Source organism: Actinotalea ferrariae, from assembly GCF_019733465.1.
Classification (GTDB): Bacteria; Actinomycetota; Actinomycetes; order Actinomycetales; family Cellulomonadaceae; genus Actinotalea; species Actinotalea ferrariae_A.
In genome coordinates, this window is record NZ_JACVQL010000210.1 from 1 (window position 1) to 12,308 (window position 12,308).

The window sequence follows — 12,308 nt, forward strand, 5'->3', positions numbered from 1 at the left end:
GCCCTCGACCGGCGGTCCGTAGCCGACCAGCACCGACGTGCGCGCCGCCTGCGGCTCGGCCGCACCCGCGACCTGGGCGCGGGCCTCGGCGGGCGCCGCGCTCGTGACCCCGGCCGCCCCGACCGGGACGTCGACCTCGACCGCGATGATCGGGGCGCCGACCTGGACGGTCGTGCCCTCCTCGACGCACAGGCGCGCGACCGTCCCCGCGTACGGCGACGGCAGCTGCACGAGGGCCTTGGCCGTCTCGACCTCGGCGATCACCTGGTTGAGCGTCACGGTGTCGCCGACGGCGACCTCCCAGCTGACCAGCTCGGCCTCGGTGAGACCCTCGCCGAGGTCCGGCAGCGCGAACTCCTTCTCCGTCACGCCTCAGCCCTTCCAGCCCGTGAGCGAGTTCTGCCGTCCCAGGACCCGGTCCACGGCATCGAGGATGCGGTCGACGTCGGGCAGGAAGTGCTCCTCGAGCTTCGCGGCCGGGTAGGGCACGTCGAAGCCCGTGACGCGTGCGGGCGGCTGCTCGAGGTGGAAGAAGCACCGTTCGGTGATGCTCGCGGCGATCTCGGCGCCGAGGCCGCCGTGCTGCTGCGCCTCGTGCGTGATGACCAGCCGGCCGGTGTGCCGCACCGACTCCTCGACCGTGGCGAGGTCCACGGGGGAGAGCGACCGCAGGTCCAGGACCTCGATGCCGATCCCGTCCTCGCGGGCGGCCAGCGCGGCGTCGACCGCCGTGGCGACGAGCGGACCGTACGTCACGAGCGTGACGTCGTCGCCCCGCGTCACGACGCGCGCCTGCTCCATCGGCACGTCGTCGAGCGGCGCGTCGGTGTCGACCTCACCCTTGGTCCAGTAGCGGCGCTTGGGCTCGAAGAACACCACGGGGTCGTCGCACGCGATCGCCTGGCGGAGCATCGTGTGGGCGTCCTGCGGGTTCGAGCAGGTCACGACGCGGAGGCCCGACGTGTGCGTGAAGTAGGCCTCGGGTGACTCCGAGTGGTGCTCGACGGCACCGATGCCGCCGCCGTAGGGGATGCGCACGGTCAGCGGCACGCGGACGGCGCCGCGGGTGCGGTAGTGCAGCTTCGCGACCTGCGTGACGAGCTGGTCGAACGCCGGGAACACGAAGCCGTCGAACTGGATCTCGACGACCGGGCGGTAGCCGCGGTAGCAGAGGCCGACGGCCGTCCCGACGATCCCCGACTCGGCGAGCGGGGTGTCCATGACCCGGTCCGGGCCGAAGTCCTTCTGCAGCCCGTCGGTGACCCGGAAGACGCCGCCGAGCCGGCCGACGTCCTCGCCCATGACGACGACCTTCGGGTCGTCCTCGAGCGCGTGGCGCAGGCCGGACGTGAGCGCGGCCGCGAGCGTGAGCGTCGCCATCACGCCTCCTCGAACATCGCGAGGTACGCCGCGTACTGGCTCTTCTGCCGCTCGAGCCACGACGTCGGCGCCGTGTAGACGTGGTCGAAGACGCTGAGCGGCGGGGGAGCCTCGAGCCCGAGGCAGCCGCGGCGCATCTCGGCCGCCGCGGCGTCGGCGTGCTCCGTGACCGCCGCGGTGAGCTCGGCCGTGAGCCGCCCGCGCGACTCGAGCAGCCGCTCGACGCGCAGGATCGGGTCCTTCGCGCACCACTCCTCGGCGACCGCAGGGTCGACGTAGCGCGTCGGGTCGTCCGACGTCGTGTGGGGTCCGCGCCGGTAGGTGACCGCCTCGATGAAGGTCGGCCCCTCGCCGCGGCGCGCGCGGTCGAGCGCGATCCGCGTCGCCGCGGTGACGGCGAGCACGTCGTTGCCGTCGACCCGCAGGCTCGGGATGCCGAAGCCCGGCGCACGGTCCGCGAGCGGGCGCACCGCGACCAGGCCGACCGGCTCGGAGATCGCGAACTGGTTGTTCTGGCAGAAGAAGACCACGGGTGCGCGGAAGGTCGCCGCGAAGACCATCGCCTCGTTGACGTCGCCCTCGCTCGTCGCGCCGTCGCCGAAGTACGCGACCGCCACCGAGTCGGCGCCGTCCTTGACGCAGCCCATCGCGTAGCCGGTGGCGTGCAGCGTCTGCGCCCCGATGATGATGGTCGGCGTCGCCATGCCCACCGCGAACGGGTCCCAGCCGGACGCCGTCGTGCCGCGCCACACCCGCACGAGGTCGGTGAGGTCGACCCCGCGGCAGTAGGCGACGGCGTTCTCGCGATAGCTCGAGAAGACGAAGTCGTCGCGGCGCAGCGCACGCGCGGAGCCGACCTGGGCGGCCTCCTGGCCCAGCAGCGGAGGCCAGAGCCCGAGCTCGCCCTGACGCTGCAGCGCGGTGGCCTCGAGGTCGAGGCGGCGCACGACGACCATGTCCTCGTACAGCGCGGCGAGCTCGTCGTCCCCGACGTCGGCGACCCAGTCGTCCAGGTCGGCGTGGCTGCGGCGGACCCCCTCCGGGGTCAGCAGCTGCAGCACGTCGTCGGGTGGTCCTGCTGGCTCCGCGCCGGGGGAGACCCGCAGCGGCGGTTCCTGCGGCGTGCGGTCGGTGACCGGCACGCGGTGGTCGGCGGACGTCCGGACAGCGGTCCGGGAGACATCTTGACGCAGCATGTTTCGCTCCATAGCGGCGCCGTCGCTCTTGTGGAGCTCGAGGCACCATTGCCCGATGTCCGGCCAGGGTACGACCGCCAGGGACCTTCTGCCCATGCCCCGTTGATCACGGCGCGTCGCCGCGTGCGGCCGGGCACCGTGGGCGCCATGGCGTCCGCCCTGCGAGCCGGGGCGTCTTGCACCGCGCGAGCCGGTTCGCGCGCGAGGCGTCGTCGCTGGTAGGACGGTGCCGACGGACGCCCACCACGCGTCCGTCACGGATGGCCAACAGAGAGGTTGGACATGGACAAGGTGGTCCCGTCCGCCCACGAGGCGGTGGCCGACATCCCCGACGGGGCGACCCTCGCGGTCGGCGGATTCGGTCTGTGCGGCATCCCGAGCGTGCTCATCCGCGCTCTGCTGGACCGCGGGGTCGGTGACCTCGAGGTCGTGAGCAACAACTGCGGCGTCGACGACTGGGGTCTCGGGCTGCTGCTGGCCGAGCGCCGCATCCGGCGCGTGATCGCGTCCTACGTCGGCGAGAACAAGGAGTTCGCACGCCAGTTCCTCGCGGGCGAGCTCGAGGTCGAGCTGACCCCGCAGGGAACGCTCGCCGAGCGCCTGCGCGCGGGCGGCAGCGGCATCCCGGCGTTCTACACCGCGACCGGGGTCGGCACCCAGGTGGCCGACGGCGGCCTGCCCTGGCGCTACGACGCGGCCGGTGGCGTCGCCGTCGCGTCCCCGCCCAAGGAGGTCGCGCGGTTCACGGTGCGCGGCGTCGAGCGCGAGTACGTGCGCGAGGAGGCCATCACGGCGGACTTCTCGCTCGTCCGGGCGTGGAAGGGCGACCGCGCGGGCAACCTCGTCTTCCGCTCCTCGGCGCGGAACTTCAACCCGCTGTGCGCGGCCGCGGGTCAGGTCTGCGTCGCGGAGGTCGAGCACCTCGTCGAGGTCGGCGAGATCGAGCCGGACGCCGTCCACCTGCCGGGCATCTTCGTCGACCGCGTGCTGGCGCTCACGGCCGAGCAGGCGGCGGAGAAGCGGATCGAGAAGCGCACCGTGCGGAGCGCACCGTGAGCGCCGGCGCCGGCGGCGGGCTGACCCGCGAGCAGATGGCCGCGCGTGCCGCCCGCGAGCTCGCCGACGGCAGCTACGTGAACCTCGGCATCGGCCTGCCGACGCTCGTGCCGAACCACCTGCCGCCGGGCGTCGAGGTGGTCCTGCAGTCGGAGAACGGCGTGCTCGGCGTGGGCGCGTACCCGACCGACGACGCCGTCGACCCCGACCTCATCAACGCGGGCAAGGAGACGATCACGGTCGCCCGCGGCGCGAGCTACTTCGACTCCGCGACCAGCTTCGCGATGATCCGGGGCGGCAAGGTCGACGTCGCCGTGCTCGGCGCGATGCAGGTCTCGGCGGCGGGGGACATCGCCAACTGGATGATCCCCGGGAAGATGGTCAAGGGCATGGGCGGTGCGATGGACCTCGTCCACGGAGCGCGCCGGATCGTGGTGCTCATGGAGCACGTGGCGCGCGACGGGTCGGCCAAGGTGCTGCCCGAGTGCACGCTGCCGCTCACCGGCCGCGCGGTCGTGGACCGGATCATCACGGATCTCGCGGTGATCGACGTGACGCCCGGTGGGCTCGTGCTCCGCGAACGCGCGCCCGGCGTAGCGGTGGACGCGATCCGCGCCGCGACGGGCGTGCCGCTGACGGTCGAGGGTCCCGGGTCCGACGTCCCGGAGATGGTGCTGGCATGAGCGACGCGATGCGTCAGGAAGGGGACGGCATGACCGCCACGAGCACGGGCACGGGTCGGGGGGACGGCGGGACGACGCGTGAGGTGGTCGTCGTCTCCTTCGCGCGGACCCCGATGGGGCGCCTCAACGGCGGCCTCGCGGGCGTGCCGGCGGCCGGCCTGGGTGCCGTCGCGATCCGCGGTGCGCTCGCCCGGGCGGGCCTCGCGCCCGAGGACGTGGACCACGTGATCATGGGTCAGGTGATCCAGGCGGGCGCCGGCCAGAACCCGGCCCGTCAGGCCGCGCGCGGCGCGGGCATCCCGTGGTCCGTCCCCGCGGTCACCGTCAACAAGGTGTGCCTCAGCGGGTTGACCGCGGTCGTCGACGCCACGCGCATGATCCGGCTCGGCGAGGCCGACGTCGTCATCGCGGGCGGTCAGGAGTCGATGAGCCAGGCGCCGCACCTGCTGCCCGGATCCCGGCGCGGCTGGACGTACGGCGACATCCAGGCGGTCGACGCGCTCGCCCACGACGGGCTGACCGACGCGTTCGACCACGAGTCCATGGGCGCCTCGACCGAACGGGGCAACGCCGCCCACGGCATCTCGCGCGAGGCGCAGGACGCCGTCGCCGCGGCGAGCCACCAGCGTGCCGCGGCCGCCGTCGAGCAGGGCGTCTTCGCGTCCGAGATCGAGCCCGTCGAGATCCCGCAGCGGCGCGGCGAGCCGGTGCTCGTCGGGACCGACGAGGGCATCCGCCCGCAGACCACCGTGAAGTCGCTCGCCGGCCTGCGGCCCGCGTTCGCGGCCGACGGGACGATCACGGCGGGCAACGCGTCACCGCTCACCGACGGGGCGGCCGCCGTGGTCGTCGCCGCGCGCGACGTCGTCGAGGCGCGCAGTCTGCCGTGGCTCGCGGCCGTGGGGTCGGCCGGCCAGGTCGCCGGCCCCGACACGTCGCTGCACTCGCAGCCGTCGGCCGCCGTCCTGGCCGCCCTCTCGCGCGCGGGCTGGACCGTGGGGGACCTCGACCTCCTCGAGATCAACGAGGCCTTCGGGTCGGTCCTCGTGCAGTCCCTCGCCGACCTCGACTTCCCGCTCGAGCGCACGAACGTGCACGGCGGTGCGATCGCGCTCGGTCACCCCATCGGGGCGTCCGGCGCGAGGCTCGCGGGGCACGCCGCGACCGAGCTCGCGCGGCGCGGGCAGGGTCGCGCCGCCGTCGCGCTGTGCGGCGGCGGCGGCCAGGGGGAGGCGCTCCTGCTCTGGCGCTAGGCGTGGTCCTCCGGGTCCCGGCCCAGGTCACGGCGACCTGGACCGCAGTGGGCCGTCCCGGTGACCCACCGGGTGAAACCGCCGCACCACCGCGCGTCACGACCTGGTTGCAGGTTCAACCGGCGCTTAGTGTTCGCGACGTTCGTCCTCCTCCGGGATCCCCCCCAGCTGCCGGCGCGGAACGGGCCTGACCTCGCCCCCGGGACGCCTCGGGGGATCCCCCCGAGAGGACACCTGGTGCTCCCCATCACCCCCGCGCGCCGCCGTCCGGCAGCGTTCCGCTCCACCGTCCGCCGCGGCCTCGCCGCAGCGCTCGTCGCCGGCCTCGCCGCGGGCGTCGTGACGGCCGCGGCCGCACCGGCCGCCGCGGCCGTCGCCTCGTACACGAGCGGTCCGTTCACCGTCGGCGACAGCGGCCCGTCGAACCCCTTCCCGGTCACGGTCACCGTGCCCGCGGGCACGGGCACGCTGCGCTCGCTGACGCTCCAGCTCAACGACCCCCAGCACCTGCACCCCACCGACATGTCGTTCTCCCTGCGCTCGCCCTCCGGGGTCGAGGTGCGGATCGGCTGCAACGACGGCCGGACGTCGTTCAGCGACGGCAGCACGTGCCAGCCGCTCAGCCCGTTCTACGGCGTCGACCCCGGGGGCGTCTGGCAGCTGCTGCCGAGGGACGGAGCCGGGTACGGCGACGACCCGAACACCCGGTACGGCGGTTTCACGCTCACTCTCGACACGCTCCTCGCCGCTCCCGCGGTCACGGCGCAGCCCCAGAGCGCGACGCGGGTGGCGGGCACGCCAGTCACCTTCACGTCGGCCGCGACGGGCGAGCCGAGGCCGTCCGCCCAGTGGCAGGTCGACACGGGTACCGGCTTCACCCCTGCTCCCGGCGCGTCGACCGGAGCCAGCTACACGGTCACGCCGACCTACGCCCAGTCGGGGAGCCGCTACCGCGTGGTGTGGACGAACTCCCAGGGGCAGGCGACGTCGTCGACGGCGACGCTCACCGTGACCCCGCGCGGGCCTGCGGTCACAGTGGAGCCCGCCAGCACCGGCGTGGACTCGGGCGGTACCGCGCAGCTCTCGTCCGCCGCCACCGGCGACCCCGCACCCACGGTCCAGTGGGAGCGCGCGGAGCCGGGCACCGCCGCGTTCGCCCCGGTCCCCGGCGCCACGAGCCCGGACCTGTCGGTCCCGGGCGTCCGCCTGGCCGACGACGGCGCGCAGTACCGCGCCGTCTGGACGAACCTCGGCGGCATCACGACGACCGCGGCCGCGACCCTCACCGTCAACCTGCTGCCCCCGACGATCACGCAGAACCCGTCCGACTCCGCCGTCGCGAGCGGCGACGCCGTGACCCTCGTCGCGGCCGCGGACTCCGAGGTCGCAGCGACGGTCCAGTGGCAGGAGGCCGCGCCGGGCGGGCCGTTCGCCGACATCGTCGGCGCGACCGCGACCGAGCTGACCTTCGCGGCGTCGTTCGACCGTGACCTGCACCGCTTCCGCGCCGTGTTCAGCAACCCGGCCGGCGCGACACCCACCGCCGAGGCGACGCTCCGGGTCGCGCCGGAGGCGCCGAGCGTCACCTCCGACCCCGCGGACGTCACGGCCGCCGAGGGAGCGCCCGTGACGTTCTCGGCCAGCGCCACCGGCGACCCGGTGGCGGCGGTGCGCTGGCAGGTGAGCACCGACGAGGGCGTGACCTTCACCGACGTCCCCGGCGCGACCGCGACGACGTACACGATCCCCGCGACCGACCGCTCGCAGCACCTGGCGCTCTACCGGGCCGTGTTCACCAACCCGGGTGGTGAGGCGACGACGACGGCCGCGACGCTCACGGTGCAGCACGCGCCCGAGGTCGTGACGCAGCCCACCGACGTCACGACCCCGTCGGGCGGTGGCGCGACCTTCACCGCGGACGCGTCCGGCACGCCGACGCCGACGGTCCAGTGGCAGGCGAGCACCGACGGCGGCACGACGTTCGCCGACCTCGACGGCGAGACGTCGACCACGCTCGAGGTGACGGACCTCGTGGTCGCGGACTCGGGGGTCGCGGTCCGGGCGGTCTTCGCCAACGCGCTCGGCACGGCCACGACGACGGCTGCGCTGATCACGGTGACCCCCGCCGCACCGGTCCTCACCACGGACCTCGCGGACCAGACGGTCGTCGCCGGCGCGACGGTCACGCTGAGCGCCGCGGCCGCCGGCGACCCCGCCCCGACGGTCCAGTGGCGTCGCAGCACCGACGGCGGCGCGACGTTCGTCGACGTCGCGGGCGCCACGCAGTCCACGCTCACCTTCGCGACCACCGCCGCGGACTCGGGGAACCGGTACGTCGCGGTCTACACGAACGAGGCGGGCAGCGTGACCACCCGCACGGCCGTGCTCACCGTGGTGGTCCCGACCCCCGCCGTGGTGCTCGCGTCCGCAGCCGCGCAGCTGGTCGTGACCGGTGCGAGCAGCGGGCTCGCCGGCCTGGCCGCGGTCCTGCTCGTGGCGGGCGGCGGCGCGCTCCTGACGATCGCGCACCGGAGGCGGACGGCCGGGTAGCGGAGCGCGCGCCTAGCGCTCCGCGTGCGCGTCGAGGAACGCGAACACCTCCGACTCGTCCACGCCGGGAAACGTCCCGCTCGGCAGCGGCGCGAGGACGTGCGCGTGGACGGCTGCGCTCGGCCACGCGTGCGGTGACCACCGCTCGGCGAGCGCGGGCTCGGGCCGCCGGCAGCACGTGGGGTCCGGGCACGTCGAGCGCGTGCGCACGCGCGTCTCGCGGCCCCGGAACCAGCTCGCGGAGGCGAACGGCACCCCGATGCTGATCGAGAACCCGCCGCCCGAGCCCGAGCCGGTCTGGGTCGACGCCCAGTACGTGCCCGCAGGCGTGTCGATGTACTGGTGGTACTCCGTCGTCCGGTCCCGCTGGGTGAACGCCATGCGGGCCGGCCACTGACGGCAGACCACCTGGCCCTCGATCGCGCCCGTGCTGTCCGTCGGCAGCGGCATGCCGTCGTTCTCGTAGCCCTTGTACAGCGCGCCGTCGTCGCCGACGCGCATGAAGTGCAGCGGGACGCCGAGGTGGGAGGTGAGCAGGTTGGTCATGCGCTGCGCCGCCGTCTCGTGCGTCACGCCGAAGGCGTCACGGAAGTCCTCGACGGCGAGGTTCTTCGCGCGCTTGGCCTCCGTGAGGTAGGCGATCGCCGCGGTGCGGGGCAGCAGGCAGGCGGACGCGAAGTAGGCGATCTCGACGCGCTGCCGCAGGAAGTCGCCGTAGCTGCGCGGCCGCTCGTGCCCGAGCACACGGTGCGCGATGGCCTGGAGCGCGAGCGCGCGCAGCCCGTGACCACCGGGGATCGACGCGGGCGGTAGGTAGATCCGGCCGTTGGCGAGGTCGGTGACCGTGCGGGTCGAGTGCGGCAGGTCGTCGACGTGGATGAGCGTGAAGCCCAGGTGCTGCGCCATGAGCGCGACGCTGCGGTGGGTGAGGGCGCCCGACGTGTAGCCGCCCCGGCGCAGCATGTCCTCGGCCGCGTCCTCGATCTCGGGCAGGTGGTTGTCGCGCTCGCGCATCCACCGGCGCAGGGCGGTGGTCGCGCGCCGCGCCTCCTCGGGGGTCGCGATGGCGGCGTCGGCCCGGCGCGTCAGCTCGGCGTGCAGGCCGACGAGCGCCTCGAGCGCCTCCGTCGGGAGCGACCGGGTCACGCGGACCGTCGGCAGGCCGGTGGCCGCGTACAGGGTGGACCGCTGCGCCCGGTCGAGCGCGATCTCGAGCGCGGCACGCCGTGACGGCGGCTCGGGGGAGAGCAGCTCGGCGACGTCGACCTGCAGGGCGCCCGCGACGGCGCGCAGGAGGGAGAGCCGCGGCTCGCGGTGCCCGTTCTCGACCAGGGAGAGCTGGCTCGCCGTGACGCCGACGGCGGCGCCCAGGCGGTCGAGCGTCATCCCGCGCTGCGTGCGGTGGTGGCGGATCCGCCGGCCCAACGTGAGGAGGTCGGGCGACGAGGGTGCGACGTCGTCCGGGACGGGCAGCCCGATGACGGGTGGGCGGGAGTCGACGTCGGCCATCGCGTGACGGTAGCGAAAGAACTGCAGTTCTTGAATCCCCGCCACGGATGCGGCGCGCCGCTCGCAGCGAGACGGTGTGAAGAGCGGCGGGACCGACGGGCGGCCCGCGCCGACGAGGAGGCACGATGACTGCGGTCGAGGAGCGGACGACGACGGCGAGCCGCGAGCCGGCAGGCCCGCAGACGCACGAGGACCCGCAGGGCGCGGAGGTGCCCACCGCGCACGCGCGGCTGCGGGCCTGGGTCGCCGCGACGGCGGAGCTCACACGCCCGGACTCCGTCGTGTGGTGCGACGGGTCGCAGGCCGAGTACGACCGCCTGTGCGAGCTGCTCGTCCGGCAGGGCACCTTCATCCGGCTCGACCCCGAGCTCCGGCCCCGCAGCTTCCTCGCCCGCTCGACGCCGGACGACGTCGCGCGCGTCGAGAGCCGCACCTTCCTGTGCTGCGAGGACCCGCGCGACGCCGGGCCCACCAACAACTGGCGCGCCCCCGGCGCGATGCGGGCCGAGCTCCAGGCCGTGTTCGCGGGGTCCATGCGGGGCCGCACGATGTACGTCGTCCCGTTCTCCATGGGTCCGGTCGACTCGCCGCTGGCCCAGTACGGCGTCGAGATCACGGACTCGCCGTACGTCGTGGTGAGCATGCACGTCATGACGCGCGTCGGGACCCCGGTGCTCGAGCGCCTCGGGACCGACGGCGCCTTCGTGCCCGCGGTGCACAGCGTCGGCATGCCGCTCGTCGACGACGCCGGCCGGCGGGTCGAGGACGTGCCGTGGCCGTGCAGCCGCACGAAGTACATCGCGCACTTCCCGCAGACGCGCGAGATCTGGTCCTACGGCTCGGGCTACGGCGGTAACGCGCTGCTCGGCAAGAAGTGCTTCGCCCTGCGGATCGCCTCCGTCATGGGCCGCGACGAGGGCTGGCTCGCCGAGCACATGCTGCTGCTGCGGCTCACGTCGCCGCAGGGCCGGGCCTTCCACGTCGCCGCCGCCTTCCCGTCGGCGTGCGGCAAGACGAACCTCGCCATGCTGACGCCGTCCCTGCCGGGCTGGAAGGCCGAGACGCTGGGCGACGACATCGCCTGGATGCGGCCCGACGCCGACGGACGGCTGCGCGCCATCAACCCCGAGGCGGGCTTCTTCGGCGTCGCGCCCGGGACCGGTGAGCGCACCAACCCCGCCGCCGTCGCCATGGTCGCGAGCGACACGATCTTCACCAACGTGGCGCTCACGGACGACGGTGACGTGTGGTGGGAGGGCCTCACGCCGACCGCCCCCGATCACCTCGTGGACTGGCTGGGCCAGGACTGGACGCCGGACAGCGGACGCCCGGCCGCGCACCCCAACTCGCGGTTCACCGTGCGCGCCGACCGCTGCCCGACGATCGCGCCCGACTGGGACGACCCCGCCGGCGTCCCCGTCGACGCGATCCTCTTCGGCGGGCGGCGGGCCACGAACGTCCCCCTGGTCACGCAGGCGCGCGACTGGGCGCACGGCGTGTTCCTCGGTGCGACCATCTCCTCCGAGCAGACGGCGGCGGCCGAGGGCACGGTCGGCGAGCTGCGTCGCGACCCGTTCGCGATGCTGCCCTTCGGCGGGTACCACGCGGCGGACCACTGGTCGCACTGGCTGCGGACCGGCGAACGGCTCGGCGCGGGCGCACCGGCGATCTTCTGCGTCAACTGGTTCCGCACCGACGCGGACGGTCGGTACCTGTGGCCGGGCTTCGGCGACAACGCGCGCGTGCTCGCCTGGGCGCTCGGACGCGTCGCGGGCACGGCCGACGCCGTCGACTCACCCGTCGGTCTGCTGCCCGCTCCCGGTGCGCTCGACCTCACGGGCACCGAGGTCACCGACGCGGACCTGGCCGCGCTCCTCGCGGTCGACGTCGACGCGTGGCGCCAGGAGGCCGACCTCACGGAGGCGTGGCTCGAGCAGTTCGGCGACCGCGTGCCGACCGAGGTCCGGGAGCGGCTCGCGGACCTGCGCCGCAGGCTCGACTCCCACCGGGCCGGCTGACCCGCGGTCCTCGCGCGCCCGCACGCGCCGCGTGACACGCTCGTGACGACCGGGCGGGGCGCGACGCGGCCCTGCCGTCGCCGTCGGAGCGAGAGGACCGAGGAACGCCATGAGGACGACCGAGATGATCGACAGCCACCCGGTGGGCACGGACCTCGACCGGGAGCTGCTGGCACGTGCGCTCGACGCCCTGCACGCGTGCGCCCAGGCGTGCACCGCGTGCGCCGACGCCTGCCTGGCGGAGGAGATGGTCGCGGACCTGCGGCGGTGCATCACGAGCGACCTGAACTGCGCCGACGTCTGCGGTGTGACGGCGAACGTCCTGTCCCGCCACACCGGGTACGACAGCACGGTCACGCGCGCGCAGCTCCAGGCGTGCGTGCTGGCGTGCAAGGCGTGCGGCGACGAGTGCGAGCAGCACGCCGGCATGCACGAGCACTGCCGGGTGTGCGCGGAGGCGTGCCGGGCGTGCGAGGAGGCGTGCCGCGAGCTCCTCGCGACGATCGCCTGACCGGAGCCGGCGCTCAGGCCTCGAGCTCGGTCAGCACCGCGGGCAGCTCGTCGAGCAGCTCGCGCGCGAGGTAGCCGCGCGCCGCGACGCGCGCGGCGAGCCGGTCCCCGGAGGCGCCGTGCAGGTGGGTGCCCCAGCACGCCGCCTGCGCC

At 74.6% G+C, this 12,308-nt stretch carries 10 protein-coding genes and 1 pseudogene; 6 read left to right on the forward strand and 5 right to left on the reverse strand.

The window, feature by feature from the left end; genetic code table 11:
* From ICW40_RS15670 to pdhA, 3 genes are all read right to left on the reverse strand, one after another.
* A partial coding sequence (locus ICW40_RS15670) for a biotin/lipoyl-containing protein (protein WP_308121852.1) occupies window positions 1-369 on the reverse strand: 369 nt, incomplete at its 3' end.
* Window positions 370-372: 3 nt separating this feature from the next.
* Window positions 373-1,380, reverse strand: a complete 1,008-nt coding sequence (locus ICW40_RS15675) for an alpha-ketoacid dehydrogenase subunit beta (RefSeq protein ID WP_221654950.1) — start codon at window positions 1,378-1,380, stop codon at window positions 373-375.
* Complete coding sequence (gene pdhA, locus ICW40_RS15680; RefSeq protein ID WP_221654951.1) at window positions 1,380-2,576, reverse strand: pyruvate dehydrogenase (acetyl-transferring) E1 component subunit alpha; 1,197 nt, start codon at window positions 2,574-2,576, stop codon at window positions 1,380-1,382. Before pdhA ends, ICW40_RS15675 begins: the two co-directional genes overlap by 1 nt.
* Window positions 2,577-2,858: 282 nt before the next feature.
* On the opposite strand from pdhA, the gene ICW40_RS15685 reads away from it, so the two are divergent.
* The 4 genes from ICW40_RS15685 to ICW40_RS15700 all read left to right on the forward strand — a co-directional run bounded on the left by ICW40_RS15685 (window position 2,859) and on the right by ICW40_RS15700 (window position 8,118).
* Window positions 2,859-3,632, forward strand: coding sequence for a CoA transferase subunit A (locus ICW40_RS15685; RefSeq protein WP_221654952.1), 774 nt, complete (start codon window positions 2,859-2,861; stop codon window positions 3,630-3,632).
* Between the two features lie 35 nt (window positions 3,633-3,667).
* Window positions 3,668-4,315 carry a 3-oxoacid CoA-transferase subunit B gene (locus ICW40_RS15690; RefSeq protein WP_221654957.1) on the forward strand — a complete coding sequence of 216 codons (648 nt, stop codon included), beginning with the start codon at window positions 3,668-3,670 and terminating at the stop codon, window positions 4,313-4,315.
* Window positions 4,316-4,344: 29 nt separating this feature from the next.
* On the forward strand, window positions 4,345-5,568 hold the full coding sequence (locus tag ICW40_RS15695) for an acetyl-CoA C-acetyltransferase (protein WP_221654958.1): 1,224 nt from the start codon (window positions 4,345-4,347) through the stop codon (window positions 5,566-5,568).
* Between the two features lie 237 nt (window positions 5,569-5,805).
* Window positions 5,806-8,118: an immunoglobulin domain-containing protein gene (locus ICW40_RS15700; RefSeq protein WP_221654953.1), complete on the forward strand. Its 2,313-nt coding sequence runs from the start codon at window positions 5,806-5,808 to the stop codon at window positions 8,116-8,118.
* A gap of 12 nt (window positions 8,119-8,130) precedes the next feature.
* Here ICW40_RS15700 and ICW40_RS15705 read toward each other — a convergent pair whose 3' ends face one another.
* A complete protein-coding gene (locus ICW40_RS15705; protein ID WP_221654954.1) occupies window positions 8,131-9,627 on the reverse strand; it encodes a helix-turn-helix transcriptional regulator in 1,497 nt (498 codons plus the stop codon).
* A 125-nt stretch (window positions 9,628-9,752) separates the two neighbouring features.
* Between ICW40_RS15705 and ICW40_RS15710 the strand changes: the two genes are divergently transcribed.
* Window positions 9,753-11,645, forward strand: a complete 1,893-nt coding sequence (locus ICW40_RS15710) for a phosphoenolpyruvate carboxykinase (GTP) (RefSeq protein WP_221654955.1) — start codon at window positions 9,753-9,755, stop codon at window positions 11,643-11,645.
* A 109-nt stretch (window positions 11,646-11,754) separates the two neighbouring features.
* Window positions 11,755-12,156 (forward strand): four-helix bundle copper-binding protein, encoded by a 402-nt coding sequence (locus tag ICW40_RS15715; protein WP_221654956.1) that lies wholly within the window; start codon window positions 11,755-11,757, stop codon window positions 12,154-12,156.
* Between the two features lie 13 nt (window positions 12,157-12,169).
* Here ICW40_RS15715 and ICW40_RS21160 read toward each other — a convergent pair.
* A pseudogene (locus tag ICW40_RS21160) lies at window positions 12,170-12,308 on the reverse strand (NAD(P)H-hydrate dehydratase); the annotation flags it as partial.

Coding starts and splice junctions, on each gene's coding strand:
- ICW40_RS15675 (WP_221654950.1), bottom strand. CDS start 1,380: ATGGCGACGCTCACGCTCGCGGCCGCGCTCACGTCCGGCCTGCGCCAC.
- pdhA (WP_221654951.1), bottom strand. CDS start 2,576: ATGCTGCGTCAAGATGTCTCCCGGACCGCTGTCCGGACGTCCGCCGAC.
- ICW40_RS15685 (WP_221654952.1), top strand. CDS start 2,859: ATGGACAAGGTGGTCCCGTCCGCCCACGAGGCGGTGGCCGACATCCCC.
- ICW40_RS15690 (WP_221654957.1), top strand. CDS start 3,668: ATGGCCGCGCGTGCCGCCCGCGAGCTCGCCGACGGCAGCTACGTGAAC.
- ICW40_RS15695 (WP_221654958.1), top strand. CDS start 4,345: ATGACCGCCACGAGCACGGGCACGGGTCGGGGGGACGGCGGGACGACG.
- ICW40_RS15705 (WP_221654954.1), bottom strand. CDS start 9,627: ATGGCCGACGTCGACTCCCGCCCACCCGTCATCGGGCTGCCCGTCCCG.
- ICW40_RS15710 (WP_221654955.1), top strand. CDS start 9,753: ATGACTGCGGTCGAGGAGCGGACGACGACGGCGAGCCGCGAGCCGGCA.
- ICW40_RS15715 (WP_221654956.1), top strand. CDS start 11,755: ATGAGGACGACCGAGATGATCGACAGCCACCCGGTGGGCACGGACCTC.